Below are 26,092 nucleotides of genomic sequence, written 5' to 3'. Positions count from 1 at the left end.
CACACACGCCGATCGCGGACGCATCGCGTGGTGCCGATACGATGACGGCTTGTTCGCAGGGACGACGAACTCCTATATGAGGAGGACCAATCGAGGAAACGTCATGGATCTACCGCCGCGCCGAAGCGCCCTCAAGGAGGCGACATGGAGCGCCCATATGGCACTCGACGCGCTGGTCGGCAGTTTCGGGACGGCTGCAGACTATCGCCGCTACCTCGCAGGGATCGCCGCCTTCCGCCTGCCGGTCGAGGCATGGCTTTCGAAGAACTCCCTCCCCCCGGCCTTCTCCGACTGGCAGCCTGGCCTCGTCCGGGATGAGCTGAAGGCAGATTTAGCCGATCTCGACACACCGGAGCCCCCGGACGGCCGCCCCTTCTCTCCGCCCGAGGGTGAGGGTGTCGTTGGCCTGCTTTATGTTCTGGAAGGCTCTTCGCTCGGCGCCCGGCTTCTTGCAAAACGGGCTGAGGCCCTAGGTTTTTCCGCCGAGTTCGGCGCCCGACATCTTTTTTCACAAGCACGGAACTTTTCCAACTGGCGGGCGTTTTCGGAGCGTATGGAGATTGTGCGTGGATACGACGCCCGCGCAGCTGCGCACTGGGCAAACACCGCTTTCGACTATGCCCGTGATGCCTTCGAAAGCGCCCTGAATGCTGACCACGCCGTCCGTCGACCTGACTAATTGCGATCGCGAGCCGATCCATATTCCCGGCTCCATACAGCCGCACGGCTGTCTTCTCTCCTGCGACCCTGCCATTACGACAGTCCGCCGCTACTCGGCCAACGCAGCCGAGATGCTGGGGGTGCCGGAGAGGCTGGAGGGTCTGTCGATTGCGGATCTGTTCGGTGCGGACGTCACCCACGACATCAGAAACGCCATTGCCGCAGCGCCCGATGCGAGCCGCCCGGCGGTGATCGCCCATCTACCACTTGCCAACGGCCAGCATTTCGACGTTGCCGTCCATCGACAGATACAGGGCGCGATCCTCGAATTCGAGCCGTCTCTCAGGCGCACCCAGCCCCTGCAGCTCGCGCGCGAGATGATCGGCCGGGTCAAGGACATCAATGACATCGATCTGCTGATCTCCTCATCGGCGAAACTCGTCCGCGCCGTCCTCGGCTATGACCGGGTGATGATCTACCGTTTCGAAGAGGACGGATCCGGCAAAGTCGCGAGCGAAGCCAAGCGACACGATCTGGAAAGCTTCCTCGGCCAGTATTTCCCGGCGAGCGACATCCCGCGCCAGGCCCGCATCCTCTACATGCAGAACCCGATCCGCGTCATCTCGGACGCACGGGGTCTGAGGGTGGACCTCCTGCCGGCCACGGAAGAGCAGGCAGCACCGCTCGATCTCTCCTTTGCCCATCTGCGCAGCGTATCGCCGATCCATTGCGAATATCTGCGCAACATGGGCGTCGCGGCGTCCATGTCCATTTCCGTGATCGTAAATGACAAGCTTTGGGGCCTGATCGCCTGCCATCACTACGCGCCGAAGACGCTGACCATGTCGGAGCGCATCGCTGCCGAGATGTTCGGCGAGTTCTTCTCGCTTCATCTCCTCGCACTGAAGCAGAAGCGCAAGCTCGACATCGCGAACGAAGCCCGCCGCTCGCTGGATCGGTTTCTTCAGGCGGCCTCCCACCATACGGACCTCGACGAGATCCTGACGACGGCCCTGCCCGAGTTTCAGTCTCTCTTTGCCTGTGACGGCGTGGGCATGTGGATGAACGGACGCTGGACCGCCATCGGCGCAACCCCACCACGCGGCAGCGAAGTGGACCTCGCCCGCTTCATCGGCGAAGTCGCAAACGGCCGCATCTGGTCGACCAACACGCTGTCGGAGGACTACCCTCCGGCCTCGGACTATTTCGAGGACGTCTCCGGCATCATGGCGGTTCCCCTGTCGCAGATTCCGCGGGACTATCTCTTCTTCTTCCGCAAGGAACGACTGCAGACGCTCAACTGGGCCGGCAATCCGGAAAAGACCTATGAAACCGGACCGCTGGGCGACCGGCTGACGCCGCGCAAGAGCTTTGCCATCTGGAAGGAAACCGTCCAGCGGCAGGCGACACCCTGGCGCGATTCCGACTTCGAGATTGCCGAGGCGATCCGGTCCGCCATCGTCGAGATCGTGCTGCGCCACAACGAAGTGATGCACGAGGAGCGCAGCAAGTCGGACGTCCGCCAGCGCATGCTAAACGAGGAACTGAACCATCGCGTGAAGAACATTCTCGCGGTCATCAAGTCGCTCGTCACATTCCCCTCCCAGGATCAGGTCCCGATCCAGGACTATATCGGTTCGCTCCGCGGCCGCATTCACGCGCTGTCGCACGCCCATGATCAGCTGACCCGAGGCGGTGGCGGCGGCACTTTGAACGACCTGCTCGACGCAGAACTCCTCCCCTACCGGGCCGGCCGGAGCACGATCGTCGTGAAAGGTCCCTCGGCGACGCTCGATGCCCGCGCCCATGCCGTGGCAGCACTCGTCATCCACGAATTATGCACCAATGCCGCCAAATATGGCGCCCTGTCGCGCGATGGCGGGTCGCTCACCGTGACCTGGCAGGAGGTCGATGGTGGCGATTGCCTTCTGCACTGGAGCGAAACCGGCGGCCCGCCGGTCGGCCCGATCGGCCGCAAGGGGTTCGGCTCAGCGCTGATCGATCGAAGCATCCCTTATGATCTCGGCGGCACGAGCCGGCTCGAATATCGTCCGGATGGTCTCGATGCCGAATTCTGCCTGCCCGGGCGTTTTCTCACCTGGGAAAGCGAACCGGCCCAAGAGGAGAAGCTGCCCGTGCCCGAAAGCAAGTTCGTGGAAGGTCCTGCCAGCATCGCCGGCTTGGAGGTGCTTCTTGTGGAAGATCAGGTCCTGATCGCCATGGATGCGGAGATGATGCTTGCCGACGCTGGCATCGACACGGTCATCACCGCGAGTTCGAGCAGCGATGCATTGAACCGCCTGAAAACCTTCACCCCCTCGATCGCCGTCCTCGATATCAACCTCGGACGCGACACCTCGGTACCGGTGGCCGAGGAGCTGGTCCGCCGCGGCATCCCCTTCGTCTTCGCAACCGGCTATGACGACCGCTCGGTCGTGCCCGACGAACTCCTCTCGGTGCCCGTCGTTCGCAAGCCTTATGACGCCACCGCCCTGGTGAGGGCACTTGCAGATCGCCTGGCGAACGCGACAAGCGGATAGATACGGTCATATTTCCAGAAAAACCTGTGATTGACAGGGTTGCACCCTCGTGAGGCGGCCGATACGTTCTCTTTATGTTCCGGAGAGCAGGAGGGAAACATGGATGCATTGGAGCGGTTCATCGTCGAAGCCAAGGCGGTCACCTACATGGCCGGCAAGAAGGCTGCCGAAGTCCCCAGCCGCCAGGGGGCAAAGGACATCCCTTATGAGAAGGGACCCTACCGCTATCTCGACAGCCATTTCGGCGGAACCGATTTCCTCGGACAGGAGGTCGTCTGGCACGACGAGACGCCCGTCTGGGCGATGAACTACTACGGTCGGATCATCGATCCTGAACGGTTCGACGGAGAACGGGCGGGTACCGTGATCAAGCAGGCACTGAGTGCCCTCTACCAGGAGAAGCGCTTCCTCGGCGGTTTCGCCTATGTTCATCCGCTCGGCGAATATCTCGACGACGCGGCCGGGGACTACCGCAGCTTCATCGGCACGGAGCGCATTCTCGTCGATGGCCGGCTCGCCTATCGGCTGGACTATCAGGGCGGTATGATCAAGCGCTGACCGCCCTTGCTATTCTGGACAATCCCGTGAAAATGCCTAAAGGAAAGCCACCCACAACAAGGCGCTAGATTTTAGGCATGGCCGCACGGCAACGCATCATTCCCGTTCGTCGCGAGTACAATCGTTGGGTCGCGAACCAGACGCTCGAAGACTACGCCCTGCGCTTCACGGCCAAGAGCGCCCGCCAGTTCTCCTCGAGCCGCATTTCACAAACGGCGATCGGCGCGATTTCCTTCCTGGCGCTGGAAGCGATCGGCGGCACGATCACGCTGGCTTACGGCACAACCAACGCCTTCTTCGCCATCGTCGTCGCCGCGATCCTCATGCTTCTCGTCGGCGTGCCCATCAGCAAATATGCGATCCGCCATGGCGTCGACATCGACCTTCTGACACGCGGTGCCGGCTTCGGATACATCGGCTCGACCATCACCTCGCTGATTTATGCGAGCTTCACCTTCATGCTCTTCGCCATCGAGGCATCGATCATGACCAAGGCGCTGGAACTCGCCTTTGGCATTCCGCTGTGGCTCGGCTACATCATCTCGGCGGTCGTCGTCCTGCCGCTGGTCACATACGGCATCCGGATGATCTCGAAGTTCCAGCTGCTGACCCAGCCCTTCTGGATCGTGCTCAACATCCTGCCCTTCGTCTTCATCGCCTTTCTCGACTGGGAGAAGATCGACCTCTGGCGCGCCTTTGCCGGCATCGACCACTCCAACGCCCATCTCGGCCAGGCCGCCCCCTTCAACCTGCTGGAATTCGGCGCGGCGTCGGCGGTCATCCTCGCCCTGATGCCGCAGATCGGCGAGCAGGTCGATTTTCTGCGCTTTCTTCCGCCCGAGGGTGCCCGCAAGCTGCATCACCGCATCGCGATCTTCCTCGCCGGCTCCGGCTGGGTCGTGCTCGGCGTGCCCAAACTGCTCGCCGGTTCCTTCCTGGCCGTTCTCACGCTCTCGACCGGCGTGCCGATCGGCGAGGCCGCCGACCCTGCCCATATGTATGTCGCCGCCTTCGGCTACATGCTGCCGAACGAGACGGCAGCCATGCTGCTGATGGCCGGTTTCGTGGTGATCTCGCAGCTCAAGATCAACGTGATGAACGCCTATGCGGGCTCGCTCGCGTGGTCGAACTTCTTCTCGCGCCTGACCCACAGCCATCCAGGTCGGGTCGTCTGGCTGGTCTTCAACGTGGCGATCGCGCTGCTCCTGATGGAGCTCGGCATTTACGGCCTGCTCGAGGAGACGCTCGGCATCTTTTCGATCATCGCCATGAGCTGGCTCTGTGCCATTTCCGCCGATCTCTTCGTCAACAAGAAACTCGGCCTCTCGCCGCCCGGCATCGAGTTCAAGCGTGCCCATCTTTACGACATCAACCCGGTCGGCTGTGGGACCATGCTGCTTTCGGCGAGCCTGGCGCTGGCGGCACATTTCGGCGCCTTCGGCGACCTGATGGCCTCGCTTTCGACCTATGTCACGCTCGTGGCCTTCCTCATCTCACCGCTCATTGCCTGGTGGACGGAGGGCAAGTTCTACCTCGCCCGCAAGCCGCGCCACAGCTGGCAGAACCAGACCGGCATTACCTGCTCGATCTGCGAACACCCTTTTGAACCGGAAGACATGGCCTGGTGCCCCGCTTATGCGGCGCCGATCTGTTCGCTGTGCTGTACGCTCGACAGCCGTTGCCATGACATGTGCAAGCCGCATGCGAAGATCAACGCCCAGGCCGCGACGGTGGCGCGTGCCTTGTTGCCGAACGCCGTGATCGAGACCTTCTCGACGCGCCTCGGCCGCTACGCGATGACTGCAATGATCTCGATCTCCGTCATCGGCGTGATCCTCGCCGTCATCGCCCATCAGGTGAATGCGGCGACCCCGGAGATGACCGACGTGGTCAACCGTACGGTGACCGTGGTCTTCTTCATCTTCGCCATCATCGCCGGCATCGTCTCCTGGTTCTACGTGCTCGCCCATGACAGCCGCGTCGTGGCGGAGGAGGAATCCTCCCGCCAGAACACCCTACTGCTCAAGGAAATCGCTGCCCACCGCAAGACGGACGCGGCCCTGCAGAACGCCAAGGAGACCGCCGAGGCGGCGAACCGGGCGAAGAGCCGTTATGTCGTCGGCCTCAGCCACGAACTGCGCACCCCGCTCAACGCGGTTCTCGGCTATGCCCAAATCCTCGAGCGCGACGAGACGATCCCCGTTCCGCGTCAGTCTGCGATCAAGGTCATCCGCCGTTCGGCAGACCACCTCTCGGGTCTGATCGACGGCCTGCTCGACATTTCCAAGATCGAAGCGGGCCGGCTGCAGGTCTTCTCCAACGAGGTCAACATCCAGGATTTCCTCGACCAGCTGCTCGACATGTTCGCGCCCCAGGCCGCCGCCAAGGGCATTCTTTTCGAGCATCAGCGCTCCCGAAACCTGCCACTCTATGTCCGCACCGACGAGCGCCGCCTGCGCCAGATCCTCGTCAACCTGCTGTCCAATGCCATCAAGTTCACCGACGAAGGCACGATCCGCTTCGATGTTGATTATCGCAGCCAGGTCGCGACCTTCACGGTCAGCGACAGCGGGCGCGGCATCTCGGAAAAGGACCTGAACCGCATCTACGAGCCCTTCCAGCGCGGCGAGGCCGACAATGTCCGTCCGATGCCAGGGCTCGGGCTCGGATTGACGATCACCAAGCTCCTGACCAATACGCTGGGCGGCGAGATCTCTGTCACCAGCGAGCGGGACAAGGGCTCGACCTTCAAGGTGCGTCTGATGCTGTCGGCCATCGATCGCCCGAACACGGCGCCGGCCCCGGAGCGCCGGATTGTTTCCTATACAGGTCCGCGCCGCACCGTCGCCGTCGTCGACGACAATGAGGACCATCGCGAACTGATGCGCGAAGTGCTCGCCCCGCTCGATTTCGTCGTGCTGACGGCGGCAGGTGGACCGGAATGCCTGACCCTGATCCATGGGGTCAAACCGGATCTCTTCCTTGTCGACATTTCCATGCCCGGCATGAACGGATGGCAACTCGTCGAAAAACTGCGCGATGCCGGCCAGACGGCGCCGATCCTGATGCTCTCGGCCAATGTCGGCGATGCACCGGCCGCCGGCGGTGAAGGCCATGACGATGCGATCGCCAAACCCGTCGACATCTCCCGCCTGCGCGACAAACTCGCACGCTTCCTCGGCCTTGACTGGATCTATGCCGACGATCCGCGCCTCTTGCAGCAGACACTGCGCCAGGATCGGCCGCTCTCGCCGGGTGCCGCGCACCTGGAGGAGTTGATCAGCCTCTGCGATATCGGCTATGTGCGCGGCATCGAGGCGAAGCTCGCCGAACTCGGGAGCCTCGGAAGCAATGCAGCCTTCATCGAGACAGCCCGCGCGCATGTGCAGGCTTTCGACATGGCGGGCCTGCGAAACTTCCTGACCTCCTTCGAAACCGGCAGGGAGCCGATCCATGGCTGAGGCCAACCGCCGCGACATCGTGCTTCTGGTGGACGACAGCCCCGATGCGCTCGGCTTCCTGACCGAAGCCCTGGAGGCCTCGGGCTATTCCGTGCTGATTGCCACGTCCGGTCACGGCGCCTTGCAGATCGTCGCTCGCATCAGTCCCGACCTCATCCTGCTCGATGCTGTCATGCCCGGCATGGATGGGTTCGAGACCTGCCGCACATTGAAGGCCGATCCGGCTGTCGCCCAGGTGCCCGTGATCTTCATGACGGGTCTGACGGAGACGGAACATGTCGTGAAGGCGCTGGAGTCCGGTGGTGTCGATTACCTCACCAAGCCGATCAACATCGACGAGTTGCGCGCCCGCATCCGCGTCCACCTTTCGAATGCCCGCTCCGCGCAGAGCGCCCGCGTCGCCCTCGATGCCGCCGGCCGGCATCTGCTCGCCATCCGCGGCGATGGCCAGGTCCACTGGACGACGCCGCAGGCAAACCGCCTGATCGAGACGGCGATCGGCCACGCCGACGGCATCGGCGAGGTCGCCAGGGCCGCCGCCGCATGGTTGTCCCACCGCCGCGCAGGCACGGCACAGCAGGCCGATACGACCTTCCCCTTTCCCGGCGCCACCGGGCTGCCACTGACGCTCTCCCTGCTCGGGACGATCGGCACCGACGAATATCTGTTCCGCCTGACCTCCGCCAACCGGCAGAGCGAAGACGAGATGCTGCGCGAGCGCTTCGGCCTCACGCACCGCGAGAGCGAGGTCCTGCTCTGGATCGCCAACGGCAAGGCCAACCGCGACATCGGGGAGATCCTCGGCCTCTCGTCGCGGACGGTGAACAAACATCTGGAGCAAATCTACTCCAAGCTGGGCGTCGAGAACCGCGCCTCGGCTGCGGTCAAGGCGGCGGATGTGCTGCGGGAGACGTAATCATCCGACACGACTGCATCCGCAGTCTATCGCGCATATCTCACACATCTCTGTGTCGGCATCTCCTCGATCACCTTAACCGGCCCATGTCCCTGAAAGGGCATTGGAATGGTCGCGGATCGCATCATAACGGTTTCCAAGACGCAAGGACCGCCATGACCAACTTCATCGTTATCACCGGATGCTCCGGTGGCGGAAAATCAAGCCTGATCGCGGAATTGCAGCGCCGAGGCTATGTCACAGTGGAAGAACCCGGGCGCAGGATCGTGGCTCGGGAGCTGGCGGGCGGCGGCAGCGCCCTGCCCTGGATCGACCTTTCCGCTTTTGCAAGGGAGACAATCAAACTCGCCCACGAGGATCGCAACCGAATGGCGACAGAGAAGGGTTGGGCCTTTTTTCGACAGAGGACTCGTCGATGCTTCAGCTGCCCTGGCCTTGGCGACGAAAGACGACACGGTCACCGCCCCGCTGCACGAGGAGTGGCGCTATCATCCATCTGTCTTTGTGGTGGAACCATGGAGAGAGATTTTTGTACAGGACGATGAGCGCAGGCACAGTTTCGAAGACGCCGTCGAGGAGTTCGATCGGCTCTCCGCCCTTTACCCGAAGCTCGGCTATGAATGGCTCACTCTTCCCCGGGCCTCGGTCGAAGAGCGGGCAGACGTGCTGCTCGCGACCCTGTCGGCGAACTGACTGCGCCAAAACGCAGAAAGCCCGGCGCGAGGCCGGGCTTTCCGTCGGTCCGATGAAGGATCGAATTAGTCCTGGAAGTACGAGTACTTGCCGTCCTCGCCCTTCTTCCAGGTGTACATGACGTAGTCCGGACGGGTGATGTCGCCCTTGGCGTCGAACGAGAGTTCGCCGATGACGGTCGTGTAGGGACCCTTTTCCTTCAGAGCCGTAGCAACGGCTTCCGAATCGGCCGAAGCGGCAGCCTTGGCGGCGTCAGCGATGACCTGGAGGGCAGCGTAGGAGTACAGCGTGTAGGCTTCAGGCTCGAAGCCGGCATCGCGGAACTTCTTCACGGCGTCGGCAGCGTTCGGGTTCTTGCGCGGATCCGGCGGGAAGGTCATGAGCGTGCCCTCGACTGCGTCACCGGCGATCGAAGCAAGTTCGTTCGAGGTGATGCCGTCGCCGGACATCAGGGTCGCTTCCAGGCCCTGGCTGTCCATCTGACGCATGATCAGGCCGGCTTCGGTGTGAAGACCGCCGAAGTAAACGACCGTTACGCCCGCTTCCTTCATCTTGGCGATGAGGGCCGAGTAGTCCTTTTCGCCGGCAGTGATGCCTTCGTAGATGACTTCGGTGATGCCGAGTTCGTTCATCGACTTCTTGGTTTCGTCGGCGAGACCCTGGCCGTAAGGCGTCTTGTCGTGAACGACAGCGACCTTGCCGTCCTTGAAGTTGTCGGCGATGTACTTGCCGGCAACAGCGCCCTGCTGGTCGTCACGACCGCAGACGCGGAAGGTGTTCCACAGGCCGCGCTCGGTGTAGCTCGGGTTGGTCGAAGCAGGCGTGATCTGCAGGATGCCGTTTTCGGCATAAACTTCAGAAGCCGGGATCGAAACGCCAGAGTTGAAGTGACCGATGACGAACTTGACGCCGTCAGCCACGAACTTGTTGGCGACCGATACGCCCTGCTTGGCGTCGGAAACGTCGTCGCCGAGCACAACCTTGATCATTTCGCCGTTGATGCCACCGGCGGCGTTGATGTCGGCAGCAGCCTGCTCGGCACCCTTCTGGAGCTGTGCGCCGAAGGCCGCGTTCGGGCCGGTCAGCGGGCCGGCGACGCCGACCAGGATTTCGGCGTAAGCATTGCCGCTGAAGGCAACCATGGCCGTCAGCGCAACTGCCGAAAGAAGAGACTTCTTCATATTGTTACTCCCAAGTTTTTTGTGCGGGTTAGGTTAAAAACCCTGCGCAATACCCGCTGCGACTGCGCCGGAAAACTGTTCCACTCTTTATATACGGCCGAGGCCTTGTTCTTCGCCAAGTCGACGCCCTCTGTCGCCAATCTGCGACAGAAAACAACGGCTTGTCAATCTTTGTTCTTCCACGAGAAATAGGATGTTCTCTCGTAGAGCCAGTAATAGTTATCGACCATCTGCGTGGCCCGGCGCGACTGGAAACCAGCAGCGGCGAAGACCATCAGAAGCACCACGTCGAGGACGTAGAAGAACGGGCTGACGAAGGGTCCGGCAAACAGCGAGTAGTGCAGGAACCGCATCGCGAAGCCCAAGCCCAGCACGTAGACGAACACCGTGCCATAGCCGTTCCAGCTCTCGGCTGCGGCCTTGCCAGTGCGCCACGCGGTCCAGAAACCGAGGAGCATCACGAGGAACCGTAGCACGTACCGGACGGTGGTGTCGCTTTCGAAAAACAAACCTTGCATGTCAAATTCTCCCCGCGCTCAGTGGCCGCCGCCTTCGAGATAGGCAGCCCGGACCGACGGATCGGCCAGAAGCTGCTTACCCGTGCCGCTCATGGTCACCTTGCCGTTGACCATGACATAGGCACGGTCCGACAGCTTCAGTGCTGCGAAAGCATTCTGCTCGACGAGGAAGACGGTGAGCCCCTCTTCCTGGTTGAGCCGCTTGATCTGCTCGAAGATACCCTTGACGATCAGCGGCGCGAGACCGAGTGACGGCTCGTCGAGGAGAAGCAATTTCGGCCGCGCCATCAGCGCACGGCCGATCGACAGCATCTGCTGCTCGCCGCCCGATAGCGTACCGCCACGCTGGCTCTGGCGCTCCTTCAATCGGGGGAACATGGTGAAGATCTTCTCCACATCCTCCTTGAAGAATTTCAGGTTGTCGAGGCCGGCACCCATCTGCAGGTTTTCCAGCACCGTCATGCGCGGGAAGATGCGGCGACCTTCAGGCGACTGGGCAATCCGGCGACGTGCGATGAGATGGGTCGGGATCGTGGTGATGTCTTCGCCATCGAAGACGACCTGTCCGCTGCGCGCCTGCGGGCTGCCGCAGATGGTCATCATCAGCGTCGACTTGCCGGCACCATTGGCACCGATCAGTGACACGATCTCGCCCTTGTGGACTTCGACATCGACGCCGGCGAGCGCACGGATATTACCGTAATAGGTTTCGACACCGGAAACCTTGAGAAGCGGTTCAGAAGACATCAGGCTTCCCCCCCGGCAATCGCTTCGACTTCGTGGATCACTTCTTCCAATTCTTCATCCTCGACACCCAGATAGGCCGCGATGACCTTCGGGTCGTTCTTCACGTGATCAGGTGAGCCATCGGAGATCTTCTGGCCGTATTCCAGCACCACGATATGATCGGAAATCTGCATGACGACGGACATGTCGTGCTCGATCAGGAGCAGCGAAGTGCCTTCGTCACGGATGCTGCGCAAGAGCGAGTTCAGCACCAGGGATTCCTTCGGGTTCAGGCCGGCCGCCGGTTCGTCCAGGCAAAGAAGCTCCGGGCCGGTGCACATGGCGCGGCAGATCTCGAGACGGCGCTGTCCACCGTAAGGCAGGTCGCCGGCCGGATCGTCGGCGCGATCGGTGAGATCGGCCTTGTCGAGCCAATAGCGGGCCTTCTCGATCGCTTCGGCGGCTGCCTTCTTGTAGGCCGGCAGGCCGAGCAGGCCGAGCACCGTGTAACCGGAGGCCTTCATCAGTGCATTGTGCTGGGCGACCAGCAGGTTTTCGAGAACCGTCAGGCCAGAGAACAGACGAATGTTCTGGAAGGTACGAGCGACCTTGGCCTTTTTCGGGATTTCGAAGTCCGGCAGCCGCTCCAGCAGAAACTCCTCGCCGGATCTGTGGCGCAGCGTGATCATACCCATCGTCGGCCGATAGAAGCCGGTGATGCAGTTGAAGACTGTGGTCTTGCCGGCACCGTTGGGGCCGATCAGCGCGGTGATCTCGCCACGCTTGGCTTCGAAGGAGAAGTCGTTGATGGCCATCAGACCACCGAAGCGCATCGAGAGATGCTCGACTTTCAGGATCGTGTCATTGCTCATTGTCGTGTTCCCGGAGGTCATCAGCCGTGCCCCTCCTTGGTGAAGCTGCCCGAGACGGCCTTGCGCTCCTTGAGGAAGGCCGTCGGCTCTCTGCTGCCGACGAAACCGCGCGGCTTGAAAAGCATGACGATGACCATGGCGAGGCCGAAGAGGATCATGCGGTAGAGTTCAGGCGTGAATTCGGGTCCGAAGACATGCTTGAGGAACTCCATTTCACGCAGCGCTTCCGTGCCGCCGATCATGACGATTGCCGCCACCGCAATGCCCGTCAGCGATCCCATGCCGCCGAGGACGACGATGGCGAGGATGACGGCCGATTCGAGGAAGACGAAGCTTTCCGGAGACACGAAGCCCTGGCGGGCGGCGAAGAAGGAGCCGGCAAAGCCGCCGAACATCGCACCGATCGCGAACGCAGTAAGCTTGGTCGTGACCGTGTTGATGCCGAGCGAACGGCAGGCGATTTCGTCTTCACGCAGCGCTTCCCACGCACGGCCGATCGGCATGCGGCGAAGCTTGATCGTGACGTAAGCCGTCAGGCAGCAGAGCGCCAGGATCACATAGAACAGGTAGATCTTGTAATAGGCGGACGACATCGGCAGGTCGAAAGTCTTGGCAAAACCACCGGCCGAGGCATCGAAAGGCATGCCGAACAGTGTCGCCTTCGGAATACTGGAGATACCGAAGGTACCCTTGGTAACGTCCTGCCAGTTGATCAGCACCAGTCGAATGATTTCACCGAAGGCAAGCGTCACGATGGCGAGATAGTCGCCCCTGAGACGCAGGACCGGGAAGCCGAGGATGATGCCCCAGAAGGCCGCCAGAATGCCGGCAAGCGGCAGAAGCAGCCAGAAGGACAGACCGAAGTTCTGGGCGAGCAGCGCGTAGGAATACGCACCGACCGCATAGAAGGCGACATAACCCAGGTCGAGCAGGCCGGCGAGACCGACGACGATGTTCAGGCCCCAGGCCAGCATGACGTAGATCAAGATCTGGATGCCGAAGTTGTCGACATATTTCAGCGATCCCTGAACGCCGGTGAGAGCGAGAATGACAGGCGGATAGAGAATGAGCGCCAGAAGAGCGATCTTCAGGAAATGCGTCTTGAAGAAAGACGGCTTGGCATCGATGTCATGCACCGGCATTGCCGCCGACTTCTTCTCTTTCCGGCTGGCGAACCAGGGCGAGATGAACGCGACCGTTGCGAAGCGGCCGACGGCAGCGATCAGCACGAACACCGCGAGAAGACCGGGACGCGTGTACCAGATCAGCTCATTCGCCATGTTCTGATCGGTCTTGATACCGATATAGAGGACGAAGAGGCCGAGCGAGATGACACCTGCGAAGATGCCTTCCTTGAGGGCGCGCGCGAGCGTGCCGGACGAAGCGGCACCGTTTACGTTTGCATTAGTGGTCATGGGATCAAACCTTCTCGACTTCCGGACGTCCGAGGATGCCGGTGGGCTTGAAGATCAGCACGAATGCCAGGATGCCGAAGGTCGCGACGTCCTTGTAGGCGATGCTGAAATAGGCGGACCAGAGCGATTCGATGAGACCGATCAGCAGACCGCCGAGAACAGCGCCCGGCAGCGAGCCGATACCGCCGAGAACCGCGGCCGTGAATGCCTTGACGCCCGGAATGAAGCCGTCATGGAACGAGGCGACACCGTAATACATCAGATACATCGTACCGGCGACGGCCGCGAGCGCTGCACCCATCACGAAGGTGATGGAGATGGTGCGGTCGACGTCGACGCCGAGCAATGCGGCCATCTTGCGGTCCTGTTCGGTCGCGCGCTGGGCACGTCCGAGCGGTGTCTTGTTGACGAGATACCAGAAGGCAGCGAGCAGGATGGCCGTGATGACCACGATGATCACCTGCTTCACGGCAATGGTGACATTGCCGAAATGCAGGACGTCGCTGACCAGCGGCGGGATCGGCTTGTTGCGCGGACCCTGCGAGATCTGGATGAAGTTCGACAACACGATCGACATGCCGATCGCGGTGATCAGCGGCGCGAGGCGGAACGAGCCGCGAAGAGGCCTGTAGGCCACCCGCTCGATCGTCCAGTTCCACAGACCCGTCATCAGCATGGCGATGACCAGCATGATCAGCAGCGCGAGCGCCACCGGAATGCCGGCAAAGAAGGATGTCAGGATGAGGAAGACGATGAGTGCGGCGAAGCCGCCGAGCATGAAGATATCGCCATGGGCGAAGTTGATCATGCCGATGATGCCGTAGACCATCGTATAGCCGATAGCCACGAGGCCATAGATGGATCCAAGAGTCAGCCCGTTGATGAGCTGCTGGATAAAGTACTCCATATATTATCCCCCGGACGCGTGTTTGATGCGTCTCATTTTGTTGTCCCTTGCGGGCGTAGGCGTTGGAGGATTCCATATCGCTTTGTCCGAAAATGTGAAGCCAAAAAGGCGGCCCGAGGACAAAATGTTACTGTTAACCGGGCAGTTGACCCCGGAAACAACAGGTCACACAAAAAAGCAGCAGAAAAAGCCCACGAAATCAGCAGGTCGCAAAGGGCGACCCGCTGTTGTCTAGATGGAACTAATGCAAGCCCATTTTTGTGGAAAACGGTTCAGCTTCTCATTCGCGACCCGTTCGCGTCAAAAAGCGACAGAGGCTGCAGCCGAGCGGGCAGGATTTCCCCAAGAATTTCGACGCCCCAACCGTCCATTTCGTCGGCGATCTCCTTGGGAACATAGCCGATCGCGACCGAGACACCGCTCGGATGGGCAAAGCCGCCGGATGTCACCCAGCCTCGCACCTCCCCCTTGTAGGAGATCGGCTCGTCGCCGATGACGTCGGCATCCTTTGCCTCCACGATGAAGGTGCGGAGCCGAAGCGTCCCGCCCGACAGCTTTTCCTCGAGCGCCGCCTGCTTGCCGATGAAGCTCGCTTCCTTCTTCAGCGCCACGAAACGAGACAGCCCCGCTTCGAGCGGCCCATAGAGCGGACGATATTCACGCGACCAGCTGCCGAAGCTCTTTTCCAGGCGAAGGGCATTGAGGGCACGCAGACCGAAGAGCGAGATGCCGAATTCTGCCCCGGCCTCCATCAGCGTGTCGAAGACGTAGCGCTGATATTCCGGCCGCATCCAGATCTCGTAGCCGAGATCGCCGGTATAGCTGACACGGCCGAGAATCACCGGCGCCATGCCGAGATCCATTTCGCGGATCGCCATGAAAGGCAAAGCCGCGTCCGACACATCGAGATGGGTCAGTTTGGCGATCACGTCGCGCGACTTCGGCCCGGCGATCGACAAGCCCACGAGGTTGAGGTTCAGCGCCTCGATATCCACAGAGCCGTCATCGGGCAGATGCTGCTCGAACCAGCGCATATGATAATCCTCGGCAATGCCGGAACCGATGATCAGGAAATCCTCGTCGTCGAGATTGGCGATTGTGAAGTCGCCAATCAGCTTGCCGGCATCGTTCAGCATCGGCGCGAGTGCCATGCGACCAACCTCCGGCAACTTGCAGGCGAGCATGTGGTCGAGCCAGGCCCGAGACCCCTCCCCGCTCACCATGTATTTGGCAAAGCCGGAGGTTTCCATCAGGCCGACGCTCTCGCGCACGACCTTGGCCTCGCGACCCACCGCCTCGAAATCGGTCGAGCGGCGCCAGGAGAAAGCATCCTCGACACCCTCGGGCGCAAACCACAGCGGCGTCTCCAGTCCGTAGGACGCGCCGAACACGGCGCCCGCGCTTTTGAGCTTGTCGTAGATCGGCGTGGTCAACAGCGGCCGCGCGCCGGGCAGCTCTTCGTTCGGGTAACGGATCGAGAAGCGGCGGGAATAGTTTTCGCGCACCTTGGCATTGGTATAGGCGAGCGTCGCATAATCGCCGTAGCGGCAGACATCCATGGCGAAGACATCGAAGCCCGGATCGCCCTCGATAATCCAGTTGGCAAGCGCCAGACCGACGCCGCCGCCTTGGGAAAAGCCGGCCATGACCGCACAGGCCGACCAGTAATTGGTCATGCCGCGCACGGGACCGACAAGCGGGTTGCCATCCGGCGAGAAGGTGAAGGGGCCGTTGATGATTCGTCTGATGCCGGCATTGTTAAAGGCCGGGAAATGCCGGAAGCCGATTTCCAGCTCATTGGTGATGCGCTCCAGGTCTTCGGCCAGAAGTTCATGGCCGAAGGTCCAGGGAGTCTCGATCGGCGACCAGGGACGGCAATCCTTTTCATAAGTGCCCATCAGCATGCCGTTACGCTCCTGGCGTATATAGATCTCGCCGTCGAAGTCGACGCAATGCATCAGCTCCTTGCCCGTCGTCTTGTTAAAGTCGATGACCTCGGGCATGTCCTCGGTGATCAGATACATGTGCTCCATGGCGAGAACAGGCAGTTCCAGCCCGACCATGCGCCCCACTTCGCGCGCCCAGAGGCCGGCGGCATTGACGACATGCTCGCAGCGGATCTCGCCCTTGTCGGTGATCACCCGCCATGTGCCGTCTTCAAGCTGCACAAGATCCTCGACCTTGGTGTGCAGGTAGATTTCCGCGCCGTTCTTCTTGGCGGACTTCGCATAGGCATGCGTGGTGCCATAGGGGTCGAGATGCCCCTCATGCGGATCGAAGACCGCGCCGACGAACTGCTTGGGGTCCAGCAGCGGCATCATCTCATAGGCTTCCTGCGCCGAAATGAGTGTCGCCTCACCGCCCGCATATTTGCCCTTGGCGAGCAGCGACTTCATCCAGTCGAAGCGCTCCTTGGTGGCCGCCAGCATCAGACCCGACGTCATGTGCAAGCCGATGTCCTGGCCGGAATACTCCTCGATCTCCTTGTAGAGCTCGACCGTGTATTTCTGCAGCTTGGCGACGTTCGGATCACCGTTGATCGTATGCATGCCGCCGGCCGCATGCCAGGTGGAGCCGGAGGTCAGCTCCGAACGCTCCAGGAGCACGACGTCGGTCCAGCCGAACTTGGTCAGGTGGTAGAGAACGGAACACCCGACGACACCCCCGCCGATGACGACGACACGTGTATGGCTTTTCATGGAAAGACGCTCCCTTGGCGGCAAAGATTGATGCGACAAAGCTAGATCGGGCACATGAAAGCCAGAAGACCGTGCTGCGACGAAACATGTCGCATCAATGACACCGACTGTTCTCGGGGCGGCGTGGAGAATTAGGGCCGCGTGTCAATCAAACCCGACACCCACCACCCTATTTTAAGGGTTCGGTAAGTTAGCAACTATAATCATACTACATCGGCCCTAATCCCCGTCGCCGCTCCCATAACAGAGATCCGCATGTCCCTTTTCGCCTTCGGTAATGATGCCCGCTCCATCCTCCATGCGCTCGAAAAGTCCCAGGCCATCATAGAATTCGATCTCGAAGGCCGCATTCTCCACGCCAACGCAAATTTCCTGAAAGCGATCGGCTATCAGCTGAACGAGATCGTCGGTCAGCATCACCGGATGTTCGTGACCCAGGCCGAGGCGAACTCCCCCGCCTACAAGCAGTTCTGGCGCAATCTGGCCGCCGGGAATTTCGACCAGGGCCAATACAAGCGCGTCGCCAAGGGTGGTCGCGAGATCTGGATCGAGGCGACCTACAATCCGGTCTTCAAGGGCAACCGCCCCTACAAGGTGGTGAAGTTTGCGACCGACATCACAGCGATGAAACTCAAGTCATTGGATGCGGAAGGAAAGCTGGCAGCGCTCAACCGCGCCCAGGCCATCATCGAATTCACACCGACGGGAGAGATCCTGCACGCCAACGAGAATTTCCTCGGCGCCATGGGCTATTCGCTGGTAGAAATCGTCGGCCGCCATCATCAGATCTTCTGCGATCCAGACTACGCCTCGTCGGGGGAATATCGCGATTTCTGGCGCGGGCTCGGCGAAGGCCGCTTCGTCGCAGACCAGTTCACCCGCTTCGGCAAGGGTGGCAAGAAGGTCCATATCCAGGCCTCCTACAATCCAATCATGGATGCGGACGGCAAGGTTCTGAAGGTGGTGAAATTCGCCAGCGACGTCACCGAGCGCATCCGCGTGATCGAGGAACTCGGCGCGGGCCTCGGCCGGCTCGCCGATAGTAACATCCGTGTGACACTCGACCATCCGTTCAGCGCCGAATTCGAACCGTTGCGGCGGGATTTCAACGCCTCGATCGGTGCCTTCCAGCACACCCTGTCCGGCGTGCTCGATCAGACCCACGAGCTTGCCCGCAACGGCAGTGCGATGAAGAATTCGGCCGAAGAGCTCTCCGACCGAACCCACCAGCAGGTCGTCGCGCTCGAGCAGACGGCAGCGGCCCTGTCCGAAGCGACGACCAAGCTCCGGGCCGCCACCGAGCGCACCCGTGAGACCCGCCAGATCGCGACCGACGCCCGCGCCGCCGCCACCTCCTCTGTCGCCGTGGTCCGAGACACCGTCAGCGCCATGGAGCGCATCGAAGGCGCCTCCAACGAGATCGGCAAGATCATCGGCGTCATCGACGAAATCGCCTTCCAGACGAACCTCTTGGCGCTCAATGCCGGTGTCGAGGCGGCCCGCGCGGGTGAAGCCGGCAAGGGATTTGCCGTCGTTGCTCAGGAAGTGCGCGAGCTTGCGCAGCGCTCGGCGAATGCGGCGAAGGAAATCAAGGCATTGGTGAGCACCTCTGCCAACGAGGTGCAGGAAGGCGTGCGCCTCGTCGGCGAGACCGGTCGGGCGCTTCAGGAGATCGAGAAATTCGTCTCGGCCATAGACAAGAATGTCGACCGCATCGCGACCTCCGCCGCCGAAGAGACGAAGGAAGTCTGGACACCGGCCGAACGGGCTGCGCGTCTGCGGACCACCGCCTACCGCGCCGCATCCTGACGCCGTAGAAATCCATCCTGCGAAACGGATGTAGCGTCCGTGGTAATTTCTGGCCGTCCGCGCTGTGAGGCGCGGACGCTGCTCAAGCCGCCTGCCCGCGGCTCAGCGCGCCGGCAGGGCTCGGACGATCAGATCCATCACCAGCGGCACCCGCCCTCGCAACTCCCCCTCCAGAGTTTCCCGGGGCAGGTTGAGCATCAGGGCACGCAGATGGATGGAGCCAAGCAGGGTCGAGACGAGCATGTCGGCGAAGGTCCTGCTATCGAGGCCCGGCGGCAGGCGAAGTGACGCATCGCTCGCCAGAGCCCGAGCGACATGGCTCATCGTCTTCTCGACGCAATCCCGGTAGAAGCGCTGCGCAAGCTCCGGGTACTTTATCGATTCCGCGATCACCAGCCGTGTCAGCGTAATCTGCCTAGGAGACAGGATCGCCGCCGCGACATCTTCCAGGAGCCGGATCAAACGCGCCTCCGGCTCCTCCTCACCCGTCGCAGCGCTGTTGTCGATGACGGCCACGTCATGGCTTTCGACCAGCGCGCCGAAGAGCGAGGCCTTATCCGGAAAGAACTTGTAAACCGTCTTCTTGGCCATGCCACAGGCGCGGGCCACCTCTTCCATGGTTGCATCACCATAGCCGAGACTGTCGAAAACCGTCTCCGCCGCCTGCAATATCAAGGCCTTGCGATCCTCATCCGCAAGGCTCGGCGGGCGTCCCACCGTTGTTGAAGCCGTCGTCATGCCTGCCATCTCACAAGATTCCGGTTGACTATAAGAAACGTTTGCGTTTCCTATCTCCTCAAGGAAACGATACCGTTTCCAATTCCACGTTTCAACCCCCCGCCGCTGAAGAGACATAGGCCATGCAGAACAAGAACACCGCACTTGCGATCGCGCTGGGAGCCATCTGTGCTCTCGGCCCCTTCGCCACCGACATGTATGTCGCCGCCATGCCCCGGATGGCACAAGACCTTGCCACAACGGATGCCAATATCCAGCTGAGCATGATGACCTATTTCACCGGCTTCACGCTCGGTCAGCTGTTCTACGGTCCCGTCTCCGACAAGACCGGTCGCAAGCCGATGATCTATCTGGCGCTGGTGATCTTCGTTCTCGCCTCGATCGGCTGCGTGCTCTCCACCGGCGCCACGGAACTGCTCGTTTTCCGCTTCCTTCAGGGCATCGGCGGCTCGATCGGCATGGTCATCGCCACCGCCTCGATCCGTGACGTGCATACCGGACAGGCTGCCGCCCGTCTGATGTCCATGGTCGTGCTGGTGCTCGGCATCGCCCCGGTTCTGGCGCCCCTGCTCGGCAGCCTCGTGCTCGTGGTCGGCGACTGGCGTCTGATCTTCGCGCTCCTTGGCGCTCTCGGAGTCATCGTCGCCGTCATCACCCTCACCATGCTGCCGGAGACCCGCATGGTCGAACTGCGCGCCAAGAGCCGCCCGCGCGACGCCCTGCACTGGTATGGCCGTCTGCTCTTCACCCGCAGCTTCATTCCCTATGCCGGCGCACTCGCGCTCGCCCAGGGTGGCTTTTTCGCCTATATCGCCGGCTCGTCCTTCGTGCTGATCAATGTCTACGGCCTCTCGCCGCTCGCTTACTCGGTGATCTTCAGCCTGAACGCCATCGGCATCGGCATCGGCGCGCAGCTCGCCCCGCGCCTCGCAGAGCGGATCGGCGTGCGCGGCGTGGTCAAGCTGAGCGCCACCATCTATGCGGCAGCCGGCCTCATTCTGCTCGGCCTGCAGCTGGCCGGCATCGCCTCGCTGGTCCCGGTCTGCATCCTGCTGTTCATCATGGTCATGGGCGTCGGCGGCATCATGCCCACCTGCAACATCCTTGCGATGGAATCCCATGGCGCGATCTCGGGCACGGCAGCGGCCCTCATGGGTGCCCTCGGCTTCGGCGCCGGCGCGCTCGGCAGCTTCGCAATCGGCGTGCTCGATGATGGGACAGCCCTTCCCATGATTGGCGTCATGGCTGCCTGCGCCGTGGCAACAGCTTCGATCGCCATCTTCACCTTCGGCCAGTCCCGGGTGAGCAAAACTGCAGCAGCCGCCTGACAGGACATCCGAAAAGCATCAGCCGCCGGTCAAAAGCCGGCGGCTGATGCATTTTTTTTTTGATTGTGGACGACCTACATCCGCCGCAGCGTGAACTCCGTCAGCTCCGCCGGCACCCCGATCCTGAGCGCAAAGCCCGGCCAGAGGCCCGTGCCATTGTTGACATAGAGCTTCATGTCGTCGACCTCGTAGAAGCCGGAGACATAGCCATTGTTCGCCCGGGCGACGATCTGGTCGAGGCCGCGCACCATGCCACCATGGGTGTGGCCGGAGAGCTGGAGCGCCACACCCTTTTCGGCAGCCCGCTCTGCCATCCGTGGCTGATGGTCGAGAAGGATGATGGGGGCACCCGCAGGCGCATTGCGCAGGGCAGCCCCGAGATCCGGTTCAAGCGACCCGGTCGAGCGCGCCGAAAGATCAGTGACACCAGCGACGACCAGCCTGCCCGCCCCGCGTTCAATCACCGCATGATCATTGGCGAGGATCCGCATGTTGAGTTCGGGGAAATGCGCGAGCCACCGGTCGACCTCGAAGAAGTATTCGTGATTGCCGGGCACGGCGAGCACGCCATCGCGGGCGCTCAAACCCGCAAGCGGCGCGACGTCTTCACGACGGATATCGAGACTGCCGTCGATCAGGTCACCGGTGATGACGATAAGGTCGGCATTAAGCGCATTGGTTTTCTCCACGACGGCGCTCGCCCAGCGACCGGTGAACAGACGGCTGATATGCAGGTCGGTCAATTGCACCATCCGGTAACCGTCGAATTCAGGCGCCAGACCGGGGATTGCCACCTCGATCTTTTTGACCGGCGGCACGCGGATCGCCTGGCTGATGCCAAAACTAGCCAGCACCAGGGCCGCAACACCCATCGTGTAACGCACTTCGGCCGGCACCACCGGAAAAGACCATTTGACGGCGAGGATCAGGATGCTGACGAGATCCAGCACCACCTGCATTGCGGCCAAGAGCACGATCGCCCCGAAGAACAGGTTGAACCCGATCACCAGCGGACGCGGGAACTCCGGCGCGAAGACCGATCCGGACGTGAAGCGGCTGAACAGATGGTATTGCGAAGCCAAGAGCAGGAAGGCGGCAAGCAAAAGCTTCACCATCCAAGGCCACGGCAAGGGGGCGATGAAGCGGGTTGCCACGATGAGCCATGGCAGGGAAAACATCAGATGAAACATGCGGGCGGGGGATCCTTTGCTTCGATAACGCCAAAAAGTCCCTGCCGGTTCACATCTAAAGCGATCTCTGCACCGGGAGGGTCACGCAAATCCCGCCGTCAGAGCGAACTCGCGGCCCATTTCGCGAACCTCATCGAACAGGAAGCCCGCGAAACTGCGCATGACGATGATCTCGAATGTGTCCTGCCCTGTGCGGGCGAGGTTCGTCGCGACATGGCAGATCTGGCAGTTGGTCGACTGGCCGATTTCGAACAGGTCGGCATGCAGGTCGAGCGCCGTGCATTTGGCGAGAATCGCTCGCACCTTTGGCCCCTGAATGCGCAAGACGACTCGACCGTCGCTCTGGTCGACGAACGCCGCGCGGCTCGCCCCTAGGTCTGCCAACTGTCGGGCAATCGTATCGGCGGCGACCGTCTCGCTGAGCACGAGCCACTCGCTGGGCCCGCAGACGCGAATATGCACATCTTCGAGATTTGTCAGCGCCTCGTCGATATCTGCCTCATGGCCCGGATGGGCGAGCACGGAAAACACGGAGACCGCGCGCAGAATGGCGAGATGATGCGGATTGGGCGTCGCTTCGAAACCGGAAATGTGGTCCTCGAGCACGTGACGGGCGGCATAGGTCACCGGCATGGCAGGATCCTCACAGGTTCAGTTTCTTGTTGTCGGGGTCGTAGAAGACGGGGCTGACGACCTCCGCCAGTACTTCCCCGCCGCGTAATCCGTCCCAGACGACGATCTTTTCGCCCAGCCGCTCGCGGCCGGATTTGAGGAAGGCGAGGCCGATGGCATGGCCGAGCGTCGGCGAGTGGCAGACGGAGGACACCCAGCCCTGGTCGTTCAGCGTCGACGGCTTGACGTTCTCCTTCAGCAGATGCGCGCCGGCAGCGAAACTCTTGTCGCGATCAACAGGCTTCAGGCCGACAAGCTGCGGACGATCGGCAGCGGTGAGGCCGAAGCGGCTCGACAATCGCTTGCCGATGAAATCGGCCTTCTGCGTCGAGAACATCTTTCCGAGCCCCACATCGTCGGGCGTCGTGCGCCCATCGATTTCGCTGTGGGTGATGAAGCCCTTCTCGATGCGCAGCACGTTCAGCGCCTCGACGCCGTAAGCGCAGATGCCATGCGGCTTGCCGGCGGCCATGATTGCATCGGCGACCGCCTCGCCGTAATTGGCCGGCACTGCCACTTCAAAGGCGAGTTCGCCGGAAAAGGAGATGCGGAAGAGCCGCGCCTTCAAGCCCCCCTTGAGCAGAACTTCGCGGGCCGAAAGGAAGGGGAAGGCCTCGTCGGAGATATCGTCTTCGATGATCTGTTCGAGGATGATCCGCGCCTTGGGACCCGCGACCGACATCTGCGCCCACTGATCGCTGGAGGAGACGAAGCGCACGTCGAGATCCGGCCAGAGAACCTGGGAGCAGAATTCCAGATGCGTCATCACCTCGCCGGCATAGGCCGTCGTGGTGGTCATGAAGAAATGCTCATCCGAGAACCGGCTCGTCGTGCCGTCGTCGTAGATCATCCCGTCTTCGCGCAGCATCAACCCATAGCGGGCCTTGCCGACCGGCAGCTTCAGGAAGGCATTGGAATAGACGTGGTTCAAGAATTCGGCCGCATCCTTGCCGAAGATTTCGATCTTGCCGAGGGTGGAGACATCGCAGATGCCGGCATTGGCGCGGACATTCAGCACTTCCCGATCAACAGCGTCTCGCCAGGTCTTCTCACCGTCACGCGGGAACCAGGAGGATCGATACCAGAGGCCGGATTCGACGAAAACAGCGCCGTTTTTCTTCGCCCAGCCATGCAGCGGCGAGGTCCGCACGGGACGGGAATGTTCACCCCGCGAGGTTCCCGCCATCGCACCGAAGGAAACGGGCGTGTAGAATGGCCGGAAGGTCGTGGTGCCGATTTCGGCCGGGGAAACGCCGCGCATGCCGGCCATGATGCCGATCGTCGCCACATTGCCGAGCTTGCCCTGGTCGGTCGCCATGCCGCCGGTCGTGTAGCGCTTGCTATGCTCGGCATGCCCCATGGCCTCGCGCTGGGCAAGGCTCAGGTCCTGCACATGCACGTCGTTCTGGAAGTCGACGAAGGCCTTGGACTTGGCGCCCGGCACATACCAGAGCGGCGCAAAACTCGCGTCGAACTCACCCTCGACCTCGGGCACGTCGACCGTGCCGACGAGACGGCCGAGATCGCCGATCGCCTCATGCGCCTTGTCTGCACCATCGCGCAGGGCGGCGGAAAGCGAGGCATGACCGGCAGCGGAGCCGGCGATCCGCAGCCCCTGCCCCACATCAGGCGCCAGAAAGGCCTGGTGCTCGTCCGACCAGGTGGGCTTGTCCCCGCGCTGACAGGCCAGATGCACGATCGGGCTATAACCGCCGCTCATGGCCAGCGCATCGCAGGCGATCTCTTCCTGGTGGCCGACGCGTTCGGCGATCAGACCCTTGATCCGGTAATAGCCCTTGGTGTCGATGACGGAGCCGCCACGGATGACCCGCACGCCGGAGGGCGCGACATCAGAGGAGTTCGTCCGCCCGTCGATGATGGCCGCAACGCCGACACCGGCAGCGGCCAGATCCGCCGCCGTGCGATAGCCCGCACCTCCATTGGTGAAGATCGCGACGTTCTGGCCGGCGGCGACGCCGTAGCGATTGAGATAGGTCCTGATAGCGCCTGAGGTCATGACGCCCGGCTTGTCATTGCCGCCGAAGACCAGCGGCCGCTCCTCAGCACCGGAAGCCAAGATCGCCCGCTTGGCGACGATGCGCCAGACACGTTCCACCGGCAGCTCGCCCGACGGCTGCGCGACATGCTTCTGCACCTTTTCGACGGCACCGAAAACATTGTCGTCATACCAGCCGAACACGGTGGTGCGCGGCATGAGCGTGACGTTGGAAAGGCTCTTCAGCTCCTCAACGACGGAGGCAGCATATTCGGCCGCTGGCACGCCGCCGACGGCGACACGCTCGGAGAGCAGCGATCCGCCAAGCCTGAAACCTTCATCCGCCAGGATGACCCGAAGCCCGGCGCGCGCCGCAGCCCGCGCCGCCATCAGACCGGCGGGGCCTGCGCCGATGACCAGCAGGTCGCAATGCGCCCAGGCCTTTTCGTAGCGATCGGGATCGGCGATGAACGGCGTCTTGCCGAGGCCGGCGGCTTTCCGGATGATCGGCTCATAAAGCTTTTCCCAGAATGCCTTCGGCCACATGAAGGTCTTGTAGTAGAAGCCGGCCGAGAGAAACGGCGACAGCAGGCTGTTGACCGCACCGATATCGTATTTCAGCGACGGCCAGCGGTTCTGGCTATTGGCTTCCAGCCCCTGATAGAGCTCGGCCACGGTGGCCCGCGTATTCGGCTCGGTGCGCCCTTCGGCTCCGATCGTCACCAGTGCATTCGGCTCGGCAGACCCCGCCGTCACGATGCCGCGAGGGCGGTGATACTTGAACGAACGCCCTACCAGCAGCTGGTCATTGGCGATGAGCGCCGAGGCCAGCGTGTCGCCCTCATAACCCATGTAGGTCTTGCCATCGAAGGTGAAGGACAGCGTGCGGGCGCGGTTGACGAGCCCGCCGGAGGAGAGGCGATAGCCGGTCATCGCGTGGCCTCCTTCGCGTACTCGCTCGCATCCGTCACGCTATAGACCTCGTGGCTCGAAGCATTATCGCGCTCGACAACCAGCCAGCGGCGACATCCTGCCGTGTGGTGCCAATGCTCGATGATCCGGCCCTTCGGATTGTCGCGGATGAAGACGTAAGCGTTCCAGGCATCGTCAGAAGCGCCGGCAGCCGGGCGCACCGGGCTGGCATCACCGCGAATGCTGAACTCTTCCTTGGGACGGACGCCGCAATGCGGACAGGTGATCAGGCTTGCCATGG

General features: G+C 61.9%; 19 protein-coding genes and 1 pseudogene. 8 read left to right on the top strand and 12 right to left on the bottom strand.

Translation table 11 applies throughout. The annotated features are described in order from the left end of the window. The first annotated feature begins 103 nt into the window (after window positions 1-103). The 6 genes and pseudogenes from E9677_RS08885 (at window position 104) to E9677_RS08860 (ending at window position 8,828) form a co-directional block, all read left to right on the top strand. Window positions 104-679, top strand: a complete 576-nt coding sequence (locus E9677_RS08885) for a biliverdin-producing heme oxygenase (protein WP_136557734.1) — start codon at window positions 104-106, stop codon at window positions 677-679. Then, window positions 648-3,200 (top strand): HWE histidine kinase domain-containing protein, encoded by a 2,553-nt coding sequence (locus E9677_RS08880; protein ID WP_136557733.1) that lies wholly within the window; start codon window positions 648-650, stop codon window positions 3,198-3,200. Before E9677_RS08885 ends, E9677_RS08880 begins: the two co-directional genes overlap by 32 nt. A 99-nt stretch (window positions 3,201-3,299) precedes the next feature. Beyond that, complete coding sequence (locus E9677_RS08875) at window positions 3,300-3,758, top strand: DUF5680 domain-containing protein (protein WP_136557732.1); 459 nt, start codon at window positions 3,300-3,302, stop codon at window positions 3,756-3,758. A 77-nt stretch (window positions 3,759-3,835) separates the two neighbouring features. After that, window positions 3,836-7,219: a hybrid sensor histidine kinase/response regulator gene (locus tag E9677_RS08870; RefSeq protein ID WP_136557731.1), complete on the top strand. Its 3,384-nt coding sequence runs from the start codon at window positions 3,836-3,838 to the stop codon at window positions 7,217-7,219. Beyond that, complete coding sequence (locus E9677_RS08865; RefSeq protein WP_136557730.1) at window positions 7,212-8,135, top strand: response regulator transcription factor; 924 nt, start codon at window positions 7,212-7,214, stop codon at window positions 8,133-8,135. Before E9677_RS08870 ends, E9677_RS08865 begins: the two co-directional genes overlap by 8 nt. Before the next feature lie 155 nt (window positions 8,136-8,290). After that, window positions 8,291-8,828: pseudogene (locus tag E9677_RS08860) on the top strand (AAA family ATPase). Between the two features lie 65 nt (window positions 8,829-8,893). Here the strand turns inward: E9677_RS08860 and E9677_RS08855 are convergent. The 7 genes from E9677_RS08855 to E9677_RS08825 all read right to left on the bottom strand — a co-directional run bounded on the left by E9677_RS08855 (window position 8,894) and on the right by E9677_RS08825 (window position 17,146). Then, entirely contained in the window at window positions 8,894-10,009 is a 1,116-nt protein-coding gene (locus E9677_RS08855; RefSeq protein WP_136557729.1) for a branched-chain amino acid ABC transporter substrate-binding protein, read from the bottom strand. 164 nt (window positions 10,010-10,173) lie between these two features. Beyond that, window positions 10,174-10,527, bottom strand: coding sequence for a DUF6867 family protein (locus E9677_RS08850; RefSeq protein ID WP_136557728.1), 354 nt, complete (start codon window positions 10,525-10,527; stop codon window positions 10,174-10,176). 18 nt (window positions 10,528-10,545) lie between these two features. Beyond that, the gene (locus tag E9677_RS08845) at window positions 10,546-11,274 is read right to left on the bottom strand and encodes an ABC transporter ATP-binding protein (protein ID WP_136557727.1); all 729 of its coding nucleotides are present in this window, start codon (window positions 11,272-11,274) and stop codon (window positions 10,546-10,548) included. Beyond that, window positions 11,274-12,146, bottom strand: a complete 873-nt coding sequence (locus E9677_RS08840) for an ABC transporter ATP-binding protein (protein ID WP_136557726.1) — start codon at window positions 12,144-12,146, stop codon at window positions 11,274-11,276. Before E9677_RS08840 ends, E9677_RS08845 begins: the two co-directional genes overlap by 1 nt. Beyond that, window positions 12,146-13,540 (bottom strand): high-affinity branched-chain amino acid ABC transporter permease LivM, encoded by a 1,395-nt coding sequence (gene livM, locus E9677_RS08835; RefSeq protein ID WP_136557725.1) that lies wholly within the window; start codon window positions 13,538-13,540, stop codon window positions 12,146-12,148. The genes E9677_RS08840 and livM overlap by 1 nt, the downstream gene beginning before the upstream one ends. A 4-nt stretch (window positions 13,541-13,544) precedes the next feature. Next, window positions 13,545-14,447, bottom strand: coding sequence for a branched-chain amino acid ABC transporter permease (locus E9677_RS08830; RefSeq protein WP_136557724.1), 903 nt, complete (start codon window positions 14,445-14,447; stop codon window positions 13,545-13,547). Between the two features lie 272 nt (window positions 14,448-14,719). Next, complete coding sequence (locus tag E9677_RS08825; protein ID WP_136557723.1) at window positions 14,720-17,146, bottom strand: GcvT family protein; 2,427 nt, start codon at window positions 17,144-17,146, stop codon at window positions 14,720-14,722. 255 nt (window positions 17,147-17,401) lie between these two features. On the opposite strand from E9677_RS08825, the gene E9677_RS08820 reads away from it, so the two are divergent. After that, a complete protein-coding gene (locus tag E9677_RS08820) occupies window positions 17,402-18,955 on the top strand; it encodes a methyl-accepting chemotaxis protein (RefSeq protein ID WP_136557722.1) in 1,554 nt (517 codons plus the stop codon). A 102-nt stretch (window positions 18,956-19,057) separates the two neighbouring features. Here the strand turns inward: E9677_RS08820 and E9677_RS08815 are convergent, their stop codons facing one another. Next, entirely contained in the window at window positions 19,058-19,693 is a 636-nt protein-coding gene (locus E9677_RS08815; RefSeq protein WP_168801154.1) for a TetR/AcrR family transcriptional regulator, read from the bottom strand. Between the two features lie 122 nt (window positions 19,694-19,815). On the opposite strand from E9677_RS08815, the gene E9677_RS08810 reads away from it, so the two are divergent. Continuing rightward, window positions 19,816-21,021 carry a multidrug effflux MFS transporter gene (locus E9677_RS08810; RefSeq protein WP_136557720.1) on the top strand — a complete coding sequence of 402 codons (1,206 nt, stop codon included), beginning with the start codon at window positions 19,816-19,818 and terminating at the stop codon, window positions 21,019-21,021. A gap of 74 nt (window positions 21,022-21,095) precedes the next feature. Here the strand turns inward: E9677_RS08810 and E9677_RS08805 are convergent, their stop codons facing one another. The 4 genes from E9677_RS08805 to E9677_RS08790 all read right to left on the bottom strand — a co-directional run bounded on the left by E9677_RS08805 (window position 21,096) and on the right by E9677_RS08790 (window position 26,090). Next, the gene (locus E9677_RS08805) at window positions 21,096-22,211 is read right to left on the bottom strand and encodes a metallophosphoesterase (RefSeq protein WP_136557719.1); all 1,116 of its coding nucleotides are present in this window, start codon (window positions 22,209-22,211) and stop codon (window positions 21,096-21,098) included. A gap of 81 nt (window positions 22,212-22,292) precedes the next feature. Beyond that, entirely contained in the window at window positions 22,293-22,844 is a 552-nt protein-coding gene (locus E9677_RS08800) for a sarcosine oxidase subunit gamma (protein ID WP_136557718.1), read from the bottom strand. A gap of 10 nt (window positions 22,845-22,854) precedes the next feature. Further along, a complete protein-coding gene (locus E9677_RS08795) occupies window positions 22,855-25,812 on the bottom strand; it encodes a sarcosine oxidase subunit alpha family protein (protein WP_136557717.1) in 2,958 nt (985 codons plus the stop codon). After that, complete coding sequence (locus tag E9677_RS08790) at window positions 25,809-26,090, bottom strand: sarcosine oxidase subunit delta (protein WP_136557716.1); 282 nt, start codon at window positions 26,088-26,090, stop codon at window positions 25,809-25,811. Before E9677_RS08790 ends, E9677_RS08795 begins: the two co-directional genes overlap by 4 nt. Between the last annotated feature and the right edge of the window lie 2 nt (window positions 26,091-26,092).

It is taken from the genome of Peteryoungia rhizophila (genome assembly GCF_004912145.1).
GTDB classification, from domain to species: domain Bacteria; phylum Pseudomonadota; class Alphaproteobacteria; order Rhizobiales; family Rhizobiaceae; genus Allorhizobium; species Allorhizobium rhizophilum.
Note: the sequence above shows the minus strand (reverse complement) of the source record. Positions and strands in the feature narration are given on the sequence as shown.

What these genes read in the sequence shown, in the direction of transcription:
- E9677_RS08885 (WP_136557734.1), top strand. Translation starts at nt 104, where the DNA reads ATGGATCTACCGCCGCGCCGAAGCGCCCTCAAGGAGGCGACATGGAGC.
- E9677_RS08880 (WP_136557733.1), top strand. Translation starts at nt 648, where the DNA reads ATGCTGACCACGCCGTCCGTCGACCTGACTAATTGCGATCGCGAGCCG.
- E9677_RS08875 (WP_136557732.1), top strand. Translation starts at nt 3,300, where the DNA reads ATGGATGCATTGGAGCGGTTCATCGTCGAAGCCAAGGCGGTCACCTAC.
- E9677_RS08870 (WP_136557731.1), top strand. Translation starts at nt 3,836, where the DNA reads ATGGCCGCACGGCAACGCATCATTCCCGTTCGTCGCGAGTACAATCGT.
- E9677_RS08865 (WP_136557730.1), top strand. Translation starts at nt 7,212, where the DNA reads ATGGCTGAGGCCAACCGCCGCGACATCGTGCTTCTGGTGGACGACAGC.
- E9677_RS08855 (WP_136557729.1), bottom strand. Translation starts at nt 10,009, where the DNA reads ATGAAGAAGTCTCTTCTTTCGGCAGTTGCGCTGACGGCCATGGTTGCC.
- E9677_RS08850 (WP_136557728.1), bottom strand. Translation starts at nt 10,527, where the DNA reads ATGCAAGGTTTGTTTTTCGAAAGCGACACCACCGTCCGGTACGTGCTA.
- E9677_RS08845 (WP_136557727.1), bottom strand. Translation starts at nt 11,274, where the DNA reads ATGTCTTCTGAACCGCTTCTCAAGGTTTCCGGTGTCGAAACCTATTAC.
- E9677_RS08840 (WP_136557726.1), bottom strand. Translation starts at nt 12,146, where the DNA reads ATGACCTCCGGGAACACGACAATGAGCAATGACACGATCCTGAAAGTC.
- livM (WP_136557725.1), bottom strand. Translation starts at nt 13,540, where the DNA reads ATGACCACTAATGCAAACGTAAACGGTGCCGCTTCGTCCGGCACGCTC.
- E9677_RS08830 (WP_136557724.1), bottom strand. Translation starts at nt 14,447, where the DNA reads ATGGAGTACTTTATCCAGCAGCTCATCAACGGGCTGACTCTTGGATCC.
- E9677_RS08825 (WP_136557723.1), bottom strand. Translation starts at nt 17,146, where the DNA reads ATGAAAAGCCATACACGTGTCGTCGTCATCGGCGGGGGTGTCGTCGGG.
- E9677_RS08820 (WP_136557722.1), top strand. Translation starts at nt 17,402, where the DNA reads ATGTCCCTTTTCGCCTTCGGTAATGATGCCCGCTCCATCCTCCATGCG.
- E9677_RS08815 (WP_168801154.1), bottom strand. Translation starts at nt 19,693, where the DNA reads ATGACGACGGCTTCAACAACGGTGGGACGCCCGCCGAGCCTTGCGGAT.
- E9677_RS08810 (WP_136557720.1), top strand. Translation starts at nt 19,816, where the DNA reads ATGCAGAACAAGAACACCGCACTTGCGATCGCGCTGGGAGCCATCTGT.
- E9677_RS08805 (WP_136557719.1), bottom strand. Translation starts at nt 22,211, where the DNA reads ATGTTTCATCTGATGTTTTCCCTGCCATGGCTCATCGTGGCAACCCGC.
- E9677_RS08800 (WP_136557718.1), bottom strand. Translation starts at nt 22,844, where the DNA reads ATGCCGGTGACCTATGCCGCCCGTCACGTGCTCGAGGACCACATTTCC.
- E9677_RS08795 (WP_136557717.1), bottom strand. Translation starts at nt 25,812, where the DNA reads ATGACCGGCTATCGCCTCTCCTCCGGCGGGCTCGTCAACCGCGCCCGC.
- E9677_RS08790 (WP_136557716.1), bottom strand. Translation starts at nt 26,090, where the DNA reads ATGGCAAGCCTGATCACCTGTCCGCATTGCGGCGTCCGTCCCAAGGAA.